The following is a 20,074-nucleotide window of genomic DNA, read 5'->3' as shown; positions in this document are numbered from 1 at the left end:
GTGGCAGGGTCCCATGGCGGAGGGAGACGAGATGGTGAGCCCCGCCGGGGTGGACGCAGCCGAATTCATGGATGCCAGAAAGCCTCCAACGGCACATGGACTTGAGCGTAAACTCCTCAATATTTGTGAGTTGGCGGTGTGCCCTGAGATCCATTCGCCGTTCATACCGAAGCAGCCCAGCACGACGGCCGCAGGATCGCGACGGGGTGGGGCCCGAAACTGCGGAGCCCTGGGGCAACGGGCCCCGCGGTCCGAAACAGCAAGTTGATGAGTTTTGTCGAAAGCGTTCCCGAACTCGGATGAAGAAATGCCTTTGAAGGAATATGGTGCCTTGGCCGCCAGAGCGGTAGCACGGCGGCGCGAAGGGGCGGTGAACACTCCGCAGTACCAGATTCACCGGCACGACGGTCAGGGCACCGACTACCGTGCGACGGTGAACGTTCTGTCCAGCGAGTCGCCCTCGGAACTGCTGTATCTGGTGAACGACAGTTTCCAACATCCCATCCTGGGTCTGATGCCCAGCACCAGCGGTTAGTCACGCCGAGATACTTGATTTCGAGGAACGCAATGTACGGTGAAGTTCGAAGAGGACAGCGCGTCCGTGCAGCAGTCGTCGTCGTAGCCGTCACGCTGCTGGCCCTGGCATGGCCCGTCGGGGCGCCCCTCTACGCGATTGTGTATCCCGGTCCGGACGCCCACACGGTCAATGAGGCAATTACCGACGCCAGCCTCGACGCCAAGTTCGATTCAGAGCCGATCACGCAATTCGAGACGACCACCTTCAGGGCCACCATCATCTACGGCACGTCGTCACCCAACCCCGACCTGCCGACGGTCAAGGTCGCCTGGAGTAACGAGGCCGCTCTCGCAGCGCAGACTGAGGGCACCTTCGACATCGAGCCGACGTCCGCGTCTCGTCAGTTCCTCGACGCCGGCACCCACCGTCCCAACGGGGGATATGAGCTCACCTGGACCTGGGATGTGACGCCCCTCGTCCCCGGCAAACAGACGCTCACCGTCAGTATCCTCCCCACTGTTGTCGTCGAGGGCAAAGTGGTTCCCGGCCTCCTTAACATCAACAGGCCGATCACGGTGACGGTCGACGTCCACCCTGTCCAGCGCGACTTCGACGAAGTGCTGAAGGCCGCCGCCGACATGAAGACCGATCTCCCCGACGAGATGGTCGTCGGCAAGCAATACCTCGTCAGCGCATCCATGTCCCTGGCTGGTCACGCCGACACGGTGAGCGCCGAGATCCATTTGGACTCGGCCGAAAACTCCGCAGCGGTAACCATCGTCGAGGTGTCCGCAGCCCCCGCGACCGCACAAATGGAGCCGGCCGCAGCCGGTGAGGAAAGCATCTCCCGACGGTGGACCGTGACCTCCGACAAGCCAGGGCAGGTGGCCCTCATCTTCACCGCGACGGTTAGGGGCCAGGCTGCGACACATCGCCTGGAGCGGAAAGTCCCGATAGCGGCATCAGCGCGGGCGACGGAACCAGGCCCGTCGTTCTGGGACAGAGTCCAGCAGCCGGTACAGTACGTCGCACCGTTCGTGGCGCTCGCGATCAGCATCCTCGGACTTTGGGCGGCGTGGAAGAAGCGGAAGGCGGGGGAAGACGCCGCCGATAGTTCGGGCGACCGGACGTCGTGACAGCATATCTGCTGCTGGCTGCGCTCGCGTGGGCTGTTGCATCGCGGGGAGGAACTGGCGTGCGGGACCTGGTCGTCGTGCCCGGGCTGCTGGTCGTTGCGATGATCGCGGGTCGGGCCTGGCCGCGGCGGCACGCGGCGCTGTGGACCGCAACGGCAGCGCTGACGTGCTGGCTCGTGACCGTCGGCCTGCTCCGTACGGGTTGGACGCTTGAGACCGTTCGAGTGCCGCTCCTCGTCGTGATCGCAGCCCTCACAGTCCTCGTGGTGGGCCGGATGAGCGCCCGGGAACGAGACACGTTGGTGACCGGACTGATCGTCGTGGGATGCCTCGAATCGATGATCGCGCTCGTGGAGCTGACGGTGACTGTCGCGATCGAGCCGTCGGTTTCACCTCGCGCCGGCGCGTTGCTCGGCTCCCCCAACGGTCTCGGCATGCTGCTCGTCGCGACCTCCGTCCTCGCCGCCCGCGAGGTAGAACGCCGCGGTGGATGGTTGCCCGTGGCGACGCTGCTTCTACAGGGCTGTGCGCTACTGGCCACCGGCAGTCGCACGGCCATCGTGATCGCGTCGATCCTTCTCATCGGATACGTCGCGACCCACGCGGGCTGGAAACGAAGCTTGGTCGCAGTAGCAGGCCTCGCCGTCGCTGTGACAGTCGTGATCTGGCGGACCGCCACCGAGCGGCACCAGGACCGGCCTGACCTATGGCAAGCGGCTCTGCGGCGTATCGCCGACCAACCGCTGCTGGGCGAGGGACCGGCCCCAGCGCCCTTCACCCCCGCCTTCCCCGGCGCTCGGATCACTACGCACGCCCACAACGAGTTCCTGCAGTGGGGAGTAGAGTACGGGCTTGTTGGCATCGGGTTCGCGCTAGTCGTAGTGGTCCTTGCCTTCCGATCGGTGCGCCGACCGATCGGCGGCGATCGCTGGCTCCAATTCGCGGCACTCGCCCTCCTGATCGCCGGCCTGACCGACTTCACGCTTCGGATCACGGCGCTAACGCTCACCGCCGCCGCCCTGATCGCGCTGGCCATGAGAGGCCACCGGCCGATCCGTGCTGCGGTTCTGGCGCCGACCGCCGGGAGTGACGTCAGGACGGGTGAAGAGGGTGGGCCTCCACGAGGACTCGGACCTGGGTGAACACTGCATTCCGGGACTCGCGGATATCGGCGAGCACCCGCGCCAGTTGAGGCAGCACCTTCGCGGCAGCGTTCGTCCCCAAGATGGTGACTGTTTGCTGGCTGGCTTCGATGATCTCGCCGGCGAGGCGCTCACCCATCCGCGGTGCAAGCTTCTTGAGCCGGTTTCGATCCTGCGCCGGCTGGCATGGCGGCGGGCTTCGGGGGTCGGCCAGGTCCGCAGCAGATCGAGCACCGCCGGTGGTCCAGGCGCGGGCCGAGCACACGCCCCAGGGCCGCGTGGATCTGCGTCAGCAGGCCGCGGATCCGGTTCGACGTAGCGGCGGCCTGTTTGGCCAGGTCGTCGTCGAGGCCGCAGAGCATGGACAGTTCGGCGAGCTGTTCGTCGGCGCTGGATCGAGCGCGGGGAATGGGGCACGGTCCGGACTGCTTCGGCGATGCTGAACGCGTCCCGGGCGTCCGTTTTCGCTGTTCAGGGAGCCCAGGATTTCGCGCAGCCTGGCCTCGTCGTTGGGCAAGGCTTTGTCGAAGAGTTTCCTCCCGGACCGGCCCGGTCCACGGCAATGGCGTGGTGTTCGCCCTTGCCGACATCCAGGCCGATGAAGACATCAAGTTTTTGTGGTTTTCGATCACCTGTACCTCCCAGTCACAGCAGCTGATTCCAGTGCTGGACTGTCCGCGGTGTCGGAGTCCGGCATCCACGTTACGCACGACGATCCCAAACTGTCCGGCCTCTATTTCTAATGGTGGATGGCTGGTCTGGGACCGGCTGGCAGACTGGCGTCCGATCCCGCTTCGCGTGGCTCGGTCTCTATCTGGCCCCTCCGGGGTGCCTTTCCGCTGACTTGCCCGGGTCGCGGGGTCGGCGTTGGTCTGGCCTGTTCCGATGGCTTGATAGAAGGTTGCCCGCGTCCGGAGGTTCGCCGGCCCGCGTGGCTCGTTAGAGATGCGCCTCGCAACAGCTCCTCGTCCAGACCGACGCCGTACGGCAATATCCCTCGGCACGGAAGGAGCCATGCCTTGACCATCGTGGCAGAGCAATACCAACATGTCATCGGCGTGGACACTCACGCCCAGACGCACACCTACGCAATACTCGACGCCGGCACGGGACGCACCGCGGGCTCGGCGACGTTCCCCACGCACGCGGCCGGACTGGCCCGCGCGGTGACCTGGATACAGCGACGCTCGACCGGGAAGGTGCTGGTCGCGATCGAGGGCACGGGCTCCTACGGGGGGAAACCTCACCCGCACCCTCCGGGCGGAAGGCATCGCGGTCTGTGACGTCCGCCCGCCCAGACGTGCCTCCCGCACCGGGAAAGGAAAGTCGGATGAGATCGATGCCGTGGCCGCGGCCCGCACAGCCCTTGCCTCGGAGGCAGAAGCGCTGGCGGCCCCAAGAGCGGACGGAATCCGCTCAGCATTGAGGGTTTTGCTCGTGGCTCGGCGCGCCGTAGACAGCCGCAGAACCGGGGACCGGAACATGCTCACCGCGCTGCTGCGCAGCTTCGATCTCGGCATCGATGCCAGGAAGCCTCTGACCGACGCCCAGGTGCGCGCCGTGGCCGCTTGGCGGGCCCGGCGTGACGACGACACGCCCACCCGGACGATCCGCGACGAAGCCCGCAGGCTCGCGGCCTCGGTCCTCGATCTGACCCGACGGATGGAGGACAATCACGCGGCACTGACCAGCCACGTCAACGAAATCGCGCCCGGGCTGCTGGACATCCACGGCGTCGGTCCCGTCAGCGCAGCGATCGTGCTCACCGCCTACTCCCACAAGGGCAGAGTCCGTTCCGAAGCCGCCTTCCCCGCCCTCGCCGGTGGCGCACCGCTGCCTGCTTCCAGCGGCAACACGGTCCGGCACCGGCTCAACCGCGGCGGTGACCGACAGCTAAACCGTGCGCTCGAGATCATCGCACGCGTGCGCATGTCGAATCACCCTGCCACCCGCGCATACGTCAAACGCCGGTTGAGAGAGGGCAAAACCCGACGGGAGATCCGCCGCTGCCTCAAGCGCTACATCGTCCGACAACTCTTCCGCTGCCTAAGCCGCCTCCTGGCCGAACCCGAACAGCCGTCGGTTGTTTGACCAGCGCCCGAGACTTGACCGCAAGGCATAGAAGGGTCAGCGGTCTCTCCGGCACCCACCGGACCCCGGTGACAACACCCCCTTGTGACCATTGACGACTGGGGCCGGCAATCATGCCGGGGCAGGCAGGTCAGCCCACCCTCATACCGCAACAGGAACGGGCTACGAAAAAGGGTAACGGGGGCGACGGTACAATCACGGTTTGATCCGCTGCCACGGGTTGCTGGGTCAACGGAAGTCGGCCGGTGGGCAGGGGTCGTCGAGGTCAGGGTCGGCAGAGGTGACGAAGCCTGGTGGGTTTGTGCCCCCTGTGGTGAGGCTCCCTACTTCGCGGGGAGGTTCGTGCCAGCTGTGGCCTGCGGGATACGACGCCGACCGTCGCCGGCGACGAAACGGTAAATCCGGAAAAGCTGGCGCGCGGGCAATAACCCATGTACTTATATTCAGGTATCCAAAAGTCGGCGGCATTGGCAGAATTCAAGATGGCTGCGATCTCTCTAGAGACGTCGTCAATAGGGCCATTTGGCCCGGATTCCAGGAACAAGGCTAATGGTGGTTGCTGTTGTGTACGGGCTGTCAGGCTGCCAAGGTCACTCCGTTTCGCTTCATAAATCCGGCAGATTCGGCGGGCCATTGACATGCCCGGCTGAAATGCGGATCCTCATGGCTAGAACTGTTCCAGCTCGCGGTCACGCTGGATTGGGGGGTACCAATGGGAAGCGGCGACTTTTGCCATTTTCAGCTGAGCCTTTTCCAATCGTGGAGACTCTGCATGGACTCGTGCCCTATGCATGTTGCGATGCGCCAACAGCGGCTCATCACCGCCTTGGCTATCCACGGTCCCCGCCCGCGAAGCTACCTGGTCGGGCTCCTGTGGCCGGAGAGTCGCGAGAGCCGGGCCCTGGAGAGCCTGCGGGTGAGCATGCACCTGGTCTCACGACAGGTTCCGGGCCTGTTGGTCAACGGGGGCCCCGAGCTTTCCCTCAGCGATCTGGTGGACGTCGACTTGCACCGGGTCCGGTCCTGCGTTCGGGAGCTAAGCCAGACCGGGCTCAACGGGAACGCCGCTTCGTCCCTGAACCTGCTTCGCGATGCCGAGCTGCTCCCGGGCTGGTATGACGATTGGGTGCTCTTTGAACAGAGCCGATTGCGGCAGGACCGGCTCCACGCGTTCCACATCATTGCTCGCGAGTCGCTGGCGCGCTGCGACTTTGAGGTTGCCTTGGAGGCATCGGAGGCAGCACTGGAACTTGAACCGCTCTATGAAAGTGCGGTCGGACTTCTCATCCGGGCTCAAAGGCATCAGGGCAACAATGCTGCCGCCCTTCGGGCCTTCGAAACATATCGAGCGAAGCTTCACGATGACATGGGCCTAGCGCCGTCGGAGGACATTCGGCGGCTCGTCGCCGACGTTCTGTAGGCGCAGGGCTTGGCGAGGCGGAATCGGGCAAGTTTCTAATCGTCAGGCAGATTGTCTAGCCAACGGTTCACCGCTGCGACCACTTCCGCCCGGTCGCGAGCATAACTAATTGTGTGTTCGTCACCGTTTGGCGATCCCGCAATGATCCGGGCACGGAAGGGTTCGGGACTTTCCGTGTCCCTCCAGACTCGAATTACCAAGGTTGCCTGGATAAGCCGGCCACCGTTCGGGCTGCCATTCTCGCCCTCGGAGCCCCCCGACTTTACGTTGTCTTCCACAATCAGCTCCTCTCGATCCGGCCATAGAGTGGCTCCTTTGATCCGGCTCGCCAACGCTGGCAGCTCGGTCTGGCGCAGTCTCTCAGACCAATCTCAAGTTTTTCTGGTAATCGCTTGGATTTTGGTATCCCATGACGCCGGCTTTCCATAGCCCTTACGGCGGACTGTGGCCAAAGTGCGATTTTCAGCATCAGCTAAACCAATTTGCGGAAGCACCGGTGCCACCGAATCACAGCAGGATCAGACCCGTTCTGTCGGATCGATGTGGATGGATCCGCGCAAGGGACCTCGTCAAACTACGCGACGCCTAAGAGGAAGGGAGAATTCGGGGGTGTTGACAGTGTCAACACTTCGGGCTTCAGATTGGGTCGTACTGGTGCCGGAAAGTGTCGGACTCCGCATGTTTTCGGAAGTTCCCAGTATTTGCAAGGCCTGGAATGCAGTTCGAGTCCCACCTCGGGCACAATATTCCCCCTCGTCAGAGGGGGTTTTTGCTTTAACGTGTGTACATTGACCCTGTTCGGGTCCCTCTGACGGTTGTTGCGGCCTGTGTCCTGGCTGCCGCGGTGGCCTGTTCGGTTGTGTGGGTGGCGGGTTCAGATGCCCTGGCTGTGGGCCCTCCGCCTGCTGAGGTGGGGTTAGTCGATTCCTCGTTCCGGATTGGTCGGGTGGGCCCGGGGTGGCCTGCACCTATTCATGGGCCGGGGGAGCGGGGACGACATGACGAAACGGGCAGTAGTGCGGAACTTCCTGGAAGGCCTTTTCGGGATGTCCGGCGAGCTGCCGGCGCTTCGTTTGTCCTGCCAAAGCGGGTGTTGACACTGTCAACACTAATGACCGCATTTTGGTGGACGCCGTGCAACATGCCGCCAGTCGGAAACGTGTCGATTGGCGACGCCGGCAACGGTCTTTGCGGCGGCATGGCATGTACGGTCGCTGACCTCTGTATTGCCGGTCTCCGGCCGCCGCCCGACACCACTGTGCGGACACGAATGTCGCCGCGCTGGCCTTCGGTCTGGTCCTTCGCACCGCGGACCTCAAAGACGCTTCCATCGGAGAGGTCTTGCGACCAACTGCGATCAAGGACCTCCTGGCCCGGGTCAACCAACTCATGATCGTGAGCTCGCGGGTTCAAGCCCCGCACCTGTTGCAATGAAATCTCAACTGACCAAGGTTTCTGGTCCCACATGAGGGGGCAGAGACTCGTTGTGCACAGCAACTATTCAACGCACTTCCGCGCGCAGGCGCCTTTCGGGTACCTGTGATCGAAAGGTGCTCGAGCGCCGCGAAGGGCCTGACCGGTTCGGGCGTGTTCGCCTCCCCGGTCAAGGAGACCGTGCAGACCTGCTCGGTCACGCCGCAGCCGGGACAGTCCGCGTCGATGTGGCCGCCGTGCTCGACCTTGAACAGGCGGCCGCGGGGCTCGCGACGATCGCCGAGGGCAAGGCTGCCGGCAACATCGTCGGCCGGGTGGGGGGCGCGTGCCAGTCGTCTTCGACTCGGGTGTGCACGGCCGCGCCGACGCATAATCGCGCTTGCCCCCGGCGCGACCGCGGTGGCGATCGGCCGGCCGGACTCCTACGGCCTCGCCGTCGCGGGGGAAACCGGCGTGCGCAATGTACTGCGCAACCATCTGGTGGAACTGGACGTCACGCCGGGGCTCGAGGGATGCATGTCGCTCCACGAGGTGGATCGCGACGTGCTGCACGCCGGGTGCGGTGACTGCGGCGCTCAGCGTCCGTCGCGATGCGAGCGGTTCGCGCCCTCTTGCCAGACGCCCAACGAGTGCAGGAAGTCCTCCGTGAGCTCGAGGGCCGCTCTCGTCGACGCGACGGCAATCGGCCGCGACACGAGCATGCGCTGAGCGCTCGCATCGAGGGCGCGGCTCGTAGTGATCGTGATGAGCAGGTGTTCCGGCTGCACCTCGACTCGCAACGTGCAAACCCCGAACATCGCCTCGTCAATCATGGCTGCCTCTCGCGGATCGTGACCCGATGCTGGATCAACGCTCTTTCATTCAGGTTGAGGGGGAGGGCTACTCACCAGCACGATGATCCCGTCGAGAGGAGCCTCGGGGTATGCGCGGATCGGCAGATGCCCGTACGCACTGTCGAGGGAGATCGTGAAGAGGCCCGCGCGCAAAGCAGCAAGCACCCGGTCAGATCCTCGGGTCAATGCCACGACGCCCATCGGGTCGGACCTGCCGTCGTCGTGCTTTTTCTTGAGGACTTCAATCGTCTTCTCGCCGGCCTCACTGCGCTGGTACGCCCATGCCTCGCGCGGAAAGGTCACGGGGCCCATGTCCTCTTCGAGACGAGCGACGAGCTCCTTCAGCTGATGCTCGTCGAGGTCGAGATCGGAACCGATGTCGAGATGGTCCGCTTCCAGCTCAGCCCGCCGGGGCACACAGGCCCAGTCCCTGGCCTGGAGCTCCGACGGCGGCTACACCTGGACGAAGCACCAGGGCAATCCCGTCCTCGACAGGAACTCCGCAGAGTTCCGCGATCCGAAGGTGTTTCGCTACAACGGGCCCCCGGGCAGCTATTGGGTCATGGTGGCCGTCGAAGCCAAGGAGCACAAGGTGGTCATCTATAGCTCCGACAACCTTCGGGAATGGCACTACCTCAGCAGCTTCGGACCCGCCAACGCCACCGGCGGCGTCTGGGAGTGCCCTGACCTTTTCCCTTTGCCACTGGACGGCGACGAAGAGCAGACCAAGTGGCTTCTCACTGTGAACCTCAACCCGGGAGGACCCAATGGCGGGTCAGACGGTCAATACTTTGTCGGCCACTTCGACGGCGTGGCCTTCACATCCGAAACAACCGTCACCGACGGCAGCAGCCAAACGGCCGAACTCGACGCCTGCCACTGGCTCGATTGGGGACGTGACTACTACGCGGCCGTGTCTTTCAACAACGCACCCGACGGGCGCCGTCTCATGGTCGGCTGGATGAACAACTGGCAATATGGGGCCGCCATCCCGACCTGGCCTTGGCGCAGTTCCATGTCACTCGTACGCGAAATGTCCCTGGTCACGGACCGGGGTCAGCCCCGGCTGTCCCAACGCGTCGCCGACGAGTATCGAAAGGGCAACTCACTATCCGTGAACACTTGGTCTGATTTTCCAATAGACGAAGGAATACACCACCTGGACGGGGGAGCACCCGTAGAGATCATCGAGGTGACCTTCAGCCCGGGATCCGCCGAGGAATTCGGGCTCATCATTCGAGGCAAGGGCACCGACGGCACGCGTATCGGCATCCGCCCCTCCAACAACCGGCTCATTATGGACCGGACAAGATCCGGCAATATGGAATTCCACGACGCCTTTGCTTCCACCGATACAGCACCACTAGAACCGGCCTCCGACGGGTCCTACACTCTCACCCTCTTTATCGACCGCTGCTCAGTGGAAGTCTTCGCCCAAAACGGCCGGGTCACCATGACAGGGCTTATATTTCCAGAGCCGGACAGCGCCCGTCTGTCGCTTTACGCCAGAGGAGGGACCGCCACCGCCCCCTGCCTGAAAGTGACGCGACTCGCGGAGCCACCAGTGCGAATCGCAGGGCCACTGGTTCTGAGTCGGTAGCGCTAATGACCCACGAGTAGGGCTTCCCGATGCCCAGTGTGTGCCTTCGTTGATGTCGACCCACCCGAAAAAAGAACGTAGGGCATTGCAGTAGTGCAGAAGGCTCCGGATCTTTGGCGCAGCCGACTTCGAAAACTGACAACGATCGCCGTGTTTCCGACTCGGTCGATTCCCCGTGAGACCCGCCCCTGAATTTTCCCGGCGATCGAGGCTGACTCAGTTCTGAGCCCGGAGTTTTGGGCAGAAGACGGCCACGAATAATGGCAGGCTAAGCCCCTCTCGACGGCACTGCCCCGCCCGGCGCCGTCCGGTGCTGACGCCCGGAACGGGCCCGCGCATGGCCTGCGGGGTCCGAGCGCCGAGCTACGTCCTGAAGGCCGGGTCTATGCTGTGGAGGCGACGGCGAAGAGACCGCCGATGCCGAGCAGGTACAAGATGAGAACGATGAGGGAATCCGTTCCCATACCCAGGATCTTCCGCCGGGGTCGGAAGATCAGTCCGAGCATATAGGTCAGGGTAAGCAGGATGGCCAGGGCGGTGAGGTAGATGTCGGTTGCGTGGGCCTGAGGCAGTACGGGTTTCCCGGAGATCAGGACGGCGACAAGGAAGAGGACGGGCAGAAAGGCGTTCCCGCCGAAGATGTCGCTGAATGCGAGTTTGTAGTCGCCCTGTTTCACCGATGCCAGCCCGGTGGAGATTTCCGGCAGCGACGTCGCCAAGGCCAGAAACGTGGCGCCGAAAAGGACGCCGGAAAGACCGATGTGCCCGGCGATGGCATCTCCGCTGCGCTCCAGTAGCACTCCGGCGGCGAGCGTGACGGCGGCAGCGATCACGAAGATGGTGATTGAGCGGGCCGTGCTCGGGGTCGTCCCGTTCTTTGCTGCGTGGGCTTTGGCATGTCCGCGGGGTTTGGCTTGGCTGTCCGGGGCATGTCCCTGTTCCTGCCACGGTAGGGACTTCTGCGAGCGTTTGACCAGAACCAGGCCGAGCCCCCAGATCAGCGTGATCAATACGGCTGCAGGGGTGAGTCGGAACGCAACGAGGGAGCCCGGCATCTGGCTGCCGGCTATCACGACGCCGAGGACTCCGACGACCGTGATGGCCTCGATGACGAGGGACAAGGAGGCCGCCTGGTAGCTCAGGGGCGCTGCCCCTTTGGTGCCGAAGAGGTCGAGGATGACAAGCACGACCGTCTGGATCGCGATTCCGCCGAGGATGTTTCCCACGGCGACGCCGATGTTCCCGGACGAGGCGGCGCTCACGGTGATAGCGATCTCCGGCAGATTTGTCGCCACGGCCAGCAGTATGAGACCGCCCAAGGCGGATCCGAGGTGCATCCTCACGTCCAGGACGTCGGTCTGGCGCGACAGGTGAATGCCGGCCACCCAGATGGCGGCCGCGGCCCCAGTAAAGATCAGTAGCACCACGGTCAGCGGCAACGATTCCACCTGCGTTCACTTCTTCCGGGATCAAATGGGGGCTGATTGTATTGTTCGTTCAGAATAACTTGCTTCAGCGCAAATAACAGCGTGCTTATGATTTCTGGCTGGTGCGGTCATTGACGAGCTGCCACCGGGCGCCGCCCCTTACCGACGGTCAGCGCCCATGGGAGGTGCAGGCAAACCGCACTGCCCTCAAGGTCCCGTCGAAGGGGAGCGCCCTCACGAGCCTTCATTGCGCCGGCGATCACCATGGCCCGATCCTAGGTCGGCCGCGCGGCTCCGTGTCGGAGATGCAGTCTCAGTCCTGACGGCCCGCGCACGCCCAGCTGGCCACCAGTCGGGGGTTACGTGGGTTGGGTCCGCGTCGCGTGCATGGTGGTTTGCCCGCATTACATGGCCGGTATCGAAGGTCCTCGGCCATTAACGCAGCCCCGGCGCTGGTCTTCGCGGCGGGGGGCGAATAGTCTTCCCCCAGGAATTGATAGCGATCCCGAAACCGGCAGCGACGGTCAGTTGTGGAGCTCGATGGTGAACCGGCCGTCTTCGAGGCCTTCGCCACCGTCCGCCGCGGCAAACGCGTTCATGCCCAGCGCGGCAACCCCGCGCAGCTCTTCCGGTATCCGGGCCATGACCGCGGCGACGGCGCTGCGCCGGTGTTCCAGGACGGTGTTGACTAGAGAGGCGCCCGCCGGGGTCAGGGACAGCGCGACGGACCGCCGGTCCCCGGGATCATCCTGCCGGGCGACCAGCCCGGCATTGACCAGCCGGTCGCAGATGCGCGTGGCGTTGGAAGGATGGACCCCCAGGTGCGCGGCGACCGCACCGGGATTCTGCGGCCCGTGGCTGGCAATCAGGACAAGCACCCGCAACTGGGGGCTGGTAACAACATCCTCGACTTCGATGACCGACTGCGCCACAACGCGCAACAGCACGTTGGCGGCCCGAAGGACCGCATCGACCTGGGCATCGGCGGCGCTGTTTGCGATTCTTTCCACGCACCCAGTATCACCCCGGTACTCGCGCGGCGGAAAAGGGTTGCCTTCGGCATACATCTCTGATGATTGCGGCCGACCACGACACGGCGGCGGGGCACCCGGCCCCGTCGGTCGTCATCAGGCCTCCCTGCACGCCAGCGTCCAGAACGCGGCGCCGCCTCGTAGGCCCTGGGCGATGATGACCGGATCCGGTGCTGGCGGCTTAGTGTTTGGCCTTGAGGCCTGGGTCCTGGCAGGGGGCCACGGGCAGATGGTATCCGGCGACGGGTACGGGGCGCGGCGATGAGTTTCCGGACGAGCCCGAACCAGAGCCGCAACCCCCGTCCATGATGGATTTTATCCTGCCAGGGCGCCCGAAGGACGGGGGCGGCTGTCAGAAATCGAAGCATAGTACCTGCACTGTGCGCCCCAAGCTTCGCAGGGATCAATACGCAGAGCGTCACCGGGATCTTTGGTCGAAAGCGCTTCTCACATCCCCACGCTGAGGGATCCCGTTCCGGCCGGCAGCCCGGCGGGGTGCCGGGTAAGCCTGCCGGTTGGCGAGCACGGCCTGTGCGTAGGCTTGGTGAGTGATCATGCATGAGAGTCAGCTCAGTCTGAGCCGGACTGAAGCTGTGCGGCTGGTGCAGGGGCAGCGATCAATCTCGTCGCGGGCCTGATCCACTGATCGGCCAGGTCCGACACCGAGCAGCCGGGCTGGGTTCCCGATATTTAGCAGGGGCCTTCGGCGGCCCATCATACCCGTACGTGCCCGGGCACGGAGTTGACCGTCCCCAATAGTGGCCGGTGGGCCGACTTAAGGCGGTGAACCGGGATATTCGGACTACTCTGGTGCGGTTCGGCGGAACCCCACCCCAAGGTCCGGGCCCCGATCGTTCCTGCAGCAAGTTGGATTCCCCGGAGCTGGCCTGACTCGGAGAGGCAACGACCTCACCTCACTGCGGCTGGGCGCGTTCTCACAGCCACGCATCTTCGGCTGGGGCTGCCCCCCGGTTTTGTTGAGACCTTGACCTAGCGAGCGAGTGCTCGTAGAAGGATGGTGACCATGCCCACGGCGGCCCCGGCGCGTTGAAGTGCTGGCCGGTGCTCTTTTACGGGGTGGGCCGGGAGAGGCCGAGCCGGGGGTAGAGGACTTCGAATCCTTTGTTCAGGCCCCCGTTCAGCGCCCCGATGACGTGTCCCCCGTTGGGGACCTCGTAGTAGGTGACGGTCATTCCGGCGGCCGCTGCCGCGGCCGAGACGTGACGGGCCGCGTCCAGGTAGACGGGGTCGTCGGTTGAGGCCGTGAAGATGGCGCGGGTATCGGGGTACTTCTGTTGTTTCATGATGTTGATCGGTTTTTGGGCGTCGTAGGCTGCCTGGTTGCCTCCGAAGACGTCCTGGAGGTTGTCCCCGGGGTCCTCGGCCCCCGGGTATTCTTCCCCGGATATGTCCAAGACGTTGCCCCAGACCGAGGGGTACTTGGCGGCGAAGGAAATGGCGCACTGGCCACCGTTTGAATAGCCCGCGATGGTCCAGTATTTCGGGTTGTCAATGATGTTCAGGTGGCTTCGTGCCCAGTCGACCACGTCACGGTTGATGAAGGTCTCCGGGCGTCCGTGAAGGGGCGAGTCGAGGCACAGGTTGTCGACCATGGGGTCACCGAGTTGGTCGGCGACGATGACGATCGGTGCCAGTCCGTCGTGGTGTGCTGCGTAGTCGTCCAGGACTGCGGCTGCGTACTGCGGGTCCGGGTCGCCGGGTTGTCCCATCATCAGGACCACCAGCGGCAGGGCCGGGGGATTGGGGACCCGTGCCGCCGGGGGCAGGTACAGGCCCGCCGGGCGTGAGGGAAACCCGGATATTTGGGGCGGGATGACGACCTGGGCGGTTGAACCCTCGGAGGGCATTCCGGCCGGCGCCTTCCACGTTTCCCACAGGGGCTTCTGCGGGGCCGCGGCGTGGGGCGGGACCGGTCCCAAGTCAATCCTTGGGGCCAGGGAGACCCCCAGGAAGGAGGCCAGCGTCACGTTCAGTCCGTAGTAGGCGTTGATTCCCAGGGTCGCCGTGGCAGCAAAGCAGAGAGCCGCCACGGATGCGAGCACCTTCCGCCAGGTGCCGGATCCCCGGAAGTTCGCCCCGCAGACGCCGAGGCCGGTGAAGAACACTATGACCCAGATACGAACGGACCAGTCGAGGGGACTGCCGAATGCTTGCAGGATCTTCTCCGCCACTACTAACGTGACGGCCCCGACCACGGCGCCGGCAGCGCCCCAGAGTGCCGTCATGGCGACCGGCTTAGGCCCGCGTCGCATCAGAAGGGCCGCGCACAAAGCCGCGCTGAGCACGTATGCCGCGACGATCAAGGGCCCGTCAACGATGTTGAGAGCCAGAATGAATTTTTTCATGTCCCCTATCGACCACATTCTGCGGCCACCGTTCCGCTGGAACGGCATCGTCCGGCGTCCCGGGGCCCTTTGGCCCCTGAACCCATCCCGGACTGCCCGACCGGTCACGCCGCTGATCATAGCGGCTCAAGATTGCTGCCGGCTGGGAAGACGGATTCCCAGCGTCCATGATGACCGGGGTGCTATAAAGTCCCGGGGGTAGCCGCTGCCGGGGGTCGCCGTGGATCTGTCCCGACCGGGACTGCCAGCACAGGCCATGCCAAACAGGAGGAGCCGGGGTGGAACAGCTTTTCAACCTCAATATCATCGACACATCACTGCTCTACGCCATCTAAACCTGTCATAGTCACGGTTCGTCGGGCCCGGGATCGGGTATCTGGGGGACGCCGTTAACTTCGGCCTCAGATCCGGGCTCCCGTTGCTGGACCAAAGGTTCGGCCTTGCCCGGCCCTGAACAGTCACTTCGCAGCCGCCGGACCGCACCCGCCGGCGACGCCGCGCCGTGCGCATCGGCCCGCGGTATCGTCCCGGCGGTCCGCGAGACGTTACCCGGAGGTGACGGCACCGGGCCGTTCGTCCTTGGGCTCGTCGATGTGGTTGGCGGCCGGGACCGGCGCCGGATGGCGGAGCGCTGCGGGCCGCTCTCGGGTGGGCCGGTGAACCATTCGCAGGGCCAGTGCAAGGCTTTCGCCGAAATTGATGGTGGGGAGGTAGGCCCGGGTGACGGCGTTTCCGATGGCGGGCAGTGATGCCGCATCGGGATAGAGCATGTAAAGGGGTTCGTAACGAGGCTGGAATTTTGCCTTAAAGGCCAGCAGGGACCTGAACCCGTACACGGGTTCCAGCGTTGCGCCCAGCCGGTCCAGCAGCCGGTCCAGGCCGCCGACTGTCTGCGGATCCGACGGGGCGGCCAGGTCAGGTGAGGTCACATTCGCCCGGGCTAGGGCGCCCCGGACAGGCTCATGAAGCCACATCCTTCGTCCTTGAAGCTGAGTGCCGCGGAGGCGATGAGGAATTCGATGCCGGCACGGAACCCGGTGCTGCGTCGACGCATGTAATCCAGGGTCCAGCCCTCGATGATCCCGTTGCGGTAGACGGGCAGCCAGGAGAGGACGGCGTGGACCCTGTGATGCCCGTCGATGGCGAGCAGCAGGCGGACATCAGGGTCGTTGAGTTCGTCCAGGCTGCCGAGGGTGAACCCCATTTCGGGCATTTTCCTGTCCGCCACCCATTCTTCGGAGAGCTCCTGGATCTGGGCGAGGACCGGGAACGGTGCGGTGGCGTATGTCATCCACTCCGCGCGAATGCCGGCCTTCGCGGCGTTGTTCATGGCCGTGCGGATGTCCTGGAATTTCTTTCCCTTGAAGGACATCGAGTCCAGCGGCAGGACCGTCTCCTGTGCCACCTGAACGGACCGCCAGCCCCGTGACGCGGCGTGGTCCCGCAGGTCCTGGGGGACCGAGTAGAAGCACGGAGTCCACCCTTCCCTGGTGCAGAAGCTGGTGAAGTCCGCGAAGGCGTCCTCGCGGTCCGGCCCGGGACCGACCGGCACGCCCATGGTGAGGGCGATCCCGCCGATGACGCGGTAGGCGACGAAGCTCTCGCCCGTGGCGGAGAACCAGTAACTGTTGCCCGGCCAGGTCGTCATCCAGGACAACGAGCTGCCTTCCCGCGTTTTCAGTATGTCCCGGGCGCGCGCAGCGCCGGCGTTGGGCTGGATCGGGACCGGACGCAAGAAGGTGTTCAGCACCAGAACGGCGGTCGCGGCCCAGAAGATGACGCCGATGCCCTCGTACAGCAGAACCGCTGCGGTGCTTTGGGGAAAAAACGCCGGCGACACGTCCAGCATGTATCCGAGCGGCAGGAATCTGTCCGGAATATCCGCCAACAGTTCGGCCGGCCCGGGAACGGGTGCGAAGCCGCCGGCAAGAGCCAGTCCCGCGAGCACGTAGACCGCACCAAGGGACACTCCCAGGGCAAGAACCCGTGACAAGAGCCGGGTGTATGTCCCCGGCGGAGCCGCCACCAGGAAGAGCCTGCGCGTTAGCAGCAACAGAAGGCTCAGCGCGATTGGCAACAGCAACGGCACCATCAGGCTGAACGGGTGTGCGTACCCCGATGCTGCGATGGCGCCGATCCCCTCCACGGCCGAGGTGTCCGGTGCTGCGCGCAGGAGAACCCCGGCAATGGTGATGCCAGCCAGCAGCGAGAGCGCGAGCTGGATTAGCGCGGCGCCGGTCCAAGCGAAGCGGCGGCCGCGGCTGAGGCCGTCGGCAAGCAGCAACAGCAGAAACGATGGAAGGATTCCCATGAAGATGCCACCGGCCCCGGCGCGCAGCTGCAGGTGGGCGGCGGCACAGTCCTTGGCCTGGCCCGGGTCGGAGCACAGGTTCTGGAGGTTCTGCGGGTCCACTGGTTGGATGTTGGTAAACAGGAATCGCAGGACCGCCAGGGGGCCGGCGGCATGCGGGACAAGACCAGCCACGACCGGGCCGACGGCCGAAACCGCCAGCAGGAGCGCGATCAAGACCCGGCCTTCATGCCGGGAGCTCACCGGGCGCCCGAACGTGGGAAGCCTGCCCAGCAGGATCGGACCCAGAAGAGCTCCGGTCGCCGCGGCGCCGAGCCTGACAAGGTGGGCGAACCCCCCGCTGTAGAGGGCCAGGAGTATCAGCAAGGCGAAGACGACCAGGCGGACCCGGCGCCGCCACAGGGTTGGCATCATGGCAGTCCCGGCCATCAGGGCTCCCACGATCAGTGCGCTGGGCCCCAGGAACAGATGCCCGCTCATTTCCAGGGTCAAGCTCCTCAGCGTTTGCTGTGTCACGGCCAGGAAGCCCAGGGCTGCGCCGATGCCCAGAACGTGTGAAGCCAGACCCGCGGCGGCGAACTTCAGGCTTCCCATCCGAGGTTCCGACGGCGAGGACCAACGCCGTGCCCAGGATGTACCCGCCGAGGCTTTGTGCCCAGAGCGCACACGTCAGCACGGCCCACCAGTTTCCCGGCAGGGAGTGCGCTGTCGCCGCCACGTGGGTCCGCAGGGAAGGGCTCGGGCCGGAGATCAGGCAGGAGGACAATGCTCCCGCAGCCCAGAACGCCAGGACAAAGCCCACCGTCACCGGCGCGGCGCGCAACTTCTTCAAGGGCCCGGAAGCGAAAAATGACGCGCTTGCTTGATCTGGCGGCAGCACGGTCACGAGGATTCCTTTCAGGGCGGCCGGCATCAAGGGGGAGACCCCGGACCTGCCGTCCGGATGCACAGTCCACCGGCTCACCGCTGTTCATGAGCGCCGCCGTCGGGAGCGTGCATCCTATTCAAAGTGGAGGGCCGGAACGCACGGAAGAAAAGCCGCTCCATCACCGGAGACAAGTACGGCTGCGGCTACTTAAGACGCATCCGGGGACGTAGCGCACTCCAGAATACTGGGTTCAGCCGCGGACGCGCCTCTCGAACGCCGACAAGCAGCCGGAGTCTGATGCCACCGTGCGGGAGGATTGTTCGCGCACTGGTTTCGCCAAATATGTCCCCGCCAGTCTCCGACACCTGGTTGGGAGGACCATAAGCGTCCACTGCGGGGCCTGCGCGCCCGGCCGGACCGGGGAAACCCCAGGATTCCCTGCCGGGCCTTCTCGGGCGTTCCTTGCGTGAAGCCCCGGCCTCGTTCTGCTGCACGCGATGCCGTCACCGTGTGGTGGCCGGTGTGGTGGCCGGGGAGGTTTTCACTGTGGCGAGCAGGATGACGCCGGTGACGGCTGTTGCGCCGGCGAGGACGAAGGCGACGAAGGCCATTGGAGGGGCGGTGTCGGCTTCCCCGAGGATGGCGATGCCGATGGTGACGGCCACGAGGGGATCGATGACTGTTAGCCCTGCGACGACGAGTTCGGGTGTGCCGCGGGTGTGCGCGTTCTGGACCAGGAACGTTCCGGAGAGGGCGGCAATGACGAGCCCCGCCAGGCAGGTCAAGGACAGCCATTCGAAGTCGCCCTGGAACAGCCGGGCGATGACGGTCTTGGCTAGGGCTGCGACAAACCCGAAGAGAATCCCGGCGCCGCTGGTAAAGATGACGGCACTCCATCGGTGGCGCCAACGACCGAAACCCGTACCGAGTGCGGCGAGGACGATGCCGAGGAGGGCCAAGATCGTGATGAGGTGCCGGTCGCTGATCTCGACGTCCTGGGCGGACACGGCTGCCACAGCAACGAAGGCACCCACTCCGGCGACGCACAACGCCACGGCTGTCAGGGCGCGGCGCCCGGGGGACCTGCGGGTCGTCCGTGCGGTGGCTAAGGTGGTTACGACCAGGGCGACCGCGCCGATCGGCTGCACGACGATCAGGGGCGAGAACCTCAGACTTGTCAGCTGCAGGAGTATTGCGGCGGCGAGCATGGCGGTCCCGCCCAGCCATACCGGTTTCCGAAGGAGGGCCTGCAGGCGTCCTCCGCCCATGCTTCCGGCTGCTCGCCCCGGGGCGGGACCTTGGTCATCGATGCTTTTGTGCTGGAACAGTGTTCCGAGCGCGAGCAAGACCGCCCCGGCGGCGGCGATCGGGATGCCGAGCCAGTGAATGGACGCCAGAGCTGGCACGGCCGCAGAATCGATCATCATCTGACCTTACCGAACCCGGCTGCGAGAGACTGACCGCAGTGCGGCCGTGGCAGCGCTGGCCCTCGGAACCCCGTTCGTTCGTGGTTGGGGCGGATGGTGCAGTGTCATGTTCAGGAAAAGGTAGGGACGGTGGGGCACAATCACGGGATGACAGATTCCCGACAGCAGGACATTTCACGCATCGGCGCCGCGTCCGGGGTGCAGGAGGCAGGGGTGCCGGCCCCCGGAGGCGTTCGCGCACGCCGGGTCGGGGTCAAGGTTCCTGAAATCACGGCCTGGTTCTGGGTCGCCAAGGTGCTCACAACCGGGATGGGCGAAACCACGTCGGACTTCCTGGTCCATCACCTCGACCCTGCCGTGGCGTTGGGCATGGGTGGGTGCGGCCTGGCCGCTTCGCTCGTGCTGCAGTTCGCTTCCCGCCGCTACGTTCCATGGATCTATTGGCTGGCCGTGGTCATGGTCAGTGTCTTC

At 64.9% G+C, this 20,074-nt stretch carries 12 protein-coding genes and 5 pseudogenes; 8 read left to right on the top strand and 9 right to left on the bottom strand.

Annotation, left to right across the window (positions count from 1 at the left end):
• The first annotated feature begins 307 nt into the window (after window positions 1-307).
• From BLR03_RS21045 to BLR03_RS25380, 3 genes and pseudogenes are all read left to right on the top strand, one after another.
• Window positions 308-535, top strand: coding sequence for a DUF2278 family protein (locus BLR03_RS21045; protein WP_091256248.1), 228 nt, complete (start codon window positions 308-310; stop codon window positions 533-535).
• Window positions 536-567: 32 nt separating this feature from the next.
• The gene (locus BLR03_RS21040) at window positions 568-1,653 is read left to right on the top strand and encodes a hypothetical protein (RefSeq protein ID WP_091256247.1); all 1,086 of its coding nucleotides are present in this window, start codon (window positions 568-570) and stop codon (window positions 1,651-1,653) included.
• A 101-nt stretch (window positions 1,654-1,754) separates the two neighbouring features.
• A pseudogene (locus tag BLR03_RS25380) lies at window positions 1,755-2,510 on the top strand (O-antigen ligase family protein); the annotation flags it as partial.
• 194 nt (window positions 2,511-2,704) lie between these two features.
• Here BLR03_RS25380 and BLR03_RS21030 read toward each other — a convergent pair.
• Window positions 2,705-3,492 (bottom strand): annotated as a pseudogene (locus tag BLR03_RS21030) (transposase); the annotation flags it as partial.
• Between the two features lie 322 nt (window positions 3,493-3,814).
• On the opposite strand from BLR03_RS21030, the pseudogene BLR03_RS21025 reads away from it, so the two are divergent.
• From BLR03_RS21025 to BLR03_RS25015, 3 genes and pseudogenes are all read left to right on the top strand, one after another.
• Window positions 3,815-4,886, top strand: a pseudogene (locus tag BLR03_RS21025) (IS110 family transposase).
• Between the two features lie 799 nt (window positions 4,887-5,685).
• Window positions 5,686-6,306 (top strand): AfsR/SARP family transcriptional regulator, encoded by a 621-nt coding sequence (locus tag BLR03_RS21020; protein ID WP_254788630.1) that lies wholly within the window; start codon window positions 5,686-5,688, stop codon window positions 6,304-6,306.
• Window positions 6,307-7,965: 1,659 nt separating this feature from the next.
• A pseudogene (locus BLR03_RS25015) lies at window positions 7,966-8,232 on the top strand (alpha-hydroxy-acid oxidizing protein); the annotation flags it as partial.
• A gap of 83 nt (window positions 8,233-8,315) precedes the next feature.
• Here the strand turns inward: BLR03_RS25015 and BLR03_RS25010 are convergent.
• Both BLR03_RS25010 and BLR03_RS21010 read right to left on the bottom strand, forming a co-directional pair.
• The gene (locus BLR03_RS25010) at window positions 8,316-8,552 is read right to left on the bottom strand and encodes a hypothetical protein (RefSeq protein WP_254788635.1); all 237 of its coding nucleotides are present in this window, start codon (window positions 8,550-8,552) and stop codon (window positions 8,316-8,318) included.
• A 45-nt stretch (window positions 8,553-8,597) separates the two neighbouring features.
• Complete coding sequence (locus tag BLR03_RS21010) at window positions 8,598-8,990, bottom strand: hypothetical protein (protein WP_139184626.1); 393 nt, start codon at window positions 8,988-8,990, stop codon at window positions 8,598-8,600.
• Between BLR03_RS21010 and BLR03_RS21005 the strand changes: the two genes are divergently transcribed.
• Window positions 8,950-10,173 (top strand): glycoside hydrolase family 32 protein, encoded by a 1,224-nt coding sequence (locus BLR03_RS21005; protein ID WP_091256244.1) that lies wholly within the window; start codon window positions 8,950-8,952, stop codon window positions 10,171-10,173. The two genes, BLR03_RS21010 and BLR03_RS21005, sit on opposite strands and share 41 nt — an antisense overlap.
• A gap of 383 nt (window positions 10,174-10,556) precedes the next feature.
• Here the strand turns inward: BLR03_RS21005 and BLR03_RS21000 are convergent, their stop codons facing one another.
• The 6 genes from BLR03_RS21000 to BLR03_RS20980 all read right to left on the bottom strand — a co-directional run bounded on the left by BLR03_RS21000 (window position 10,557) and on the right by BLR03_RS20980 (window position 19,603).
• Window positions 10,557-11,621, bottom strand: coding sequence for a sodium:calcium antiporter (locus tag BLR03_RS21000; RefSeq protein WP_091256243.1), 1,065 nt, complete (start codon window positions 11,619-11,621; stop codon window positions 10,557-10,559).
• A gap of 503 nt (window positions 11,622-12,124) precedes the next feature.
• Window positions 12,125-12,610 (bottom strand): MarR family winged helix-turn-helix transcriptional regulator, encoded by a 486-nt coding sequence (locus tag BLR03_RS20995; protein WP_254788629.1) that lies wholly within the window; start codon window positions 12,608-12,610, stop codon window positions 12,125-12,127.
• A gap of 1,091 nt (window positions 12,611-13,701) precedes the next feature.
• Window positions 13,702-14,997 (bottom strand): alpha/beta hydrolase, encoded by a 1,296-nt coding sequence (locus BLR03_RS20990; protein WP_091256241.1) that lies wholly within the window; start codon window positions 14,995-14,997, stop codon window positions 13,702-13,704.
• Between the two features lie 545 nt (window positions 14,998-15,542).
• Window positions 15,543-15,926, bottom strand: coding sequence for a phosphatidylglycerol lysyltransferase domain-containing protein (locus BLR03_RS25005; RefSeq protein ID WP_254788628.1), 384 nt, complete (start codon window positions 15,924-15,926; stop codon window positions 15,543-15,545).
• Window positions 15,927-15,937: 11 nt separating this feature from the next.
• On the bottom strand, window positions 15,938-17,902 hold the full coding sequence (locus BLR03_RS20985) for a bifunctional lysylphosphatidylglycerol flippase/synthetase MprF (protein ID WP_254788627.1): 1,965 nt from the start codon (window positions 17,900-17,902) through the stop codon (window positions 15,938-15,940).
• 777 nt (window positions 17,903-18,679) lie between these two features.
• Complete coding sequence (locus BLR03_RS20980) at window positions 18,680-19,603, bottom strand: DMT family protein (protein ID WP_091256240.1); 924 nt, start codon at window positions 19,601-19,603, stop codon at window positions 18,680-18,682.
• Window positions 19,604-19,750: 147 nt separating this feature from the next.
• Here BLR03_RS20980 and BLR03_RS20975 point away from each other — a divergent pair.
• Window positions 19,751-20,074: pseudogene (locus BLR03_RS20975) on the top strand (hypothetical protein); the annotation flags it as partial.

This window comes from Arthrobacter sp. ok909, assembly GCF_900104405.1.
Classification (GTDB): Bacteria; Actinomycetota; Actinomycetes; order Actinomycetales; family Micrococcaceae; genus Arthrobacter; species Arthrobacter humicola.
Note: the sequence above shows the minus strand (reverse complement) of the source record. Positions and strands in the feature narration are given on the sequence as shown.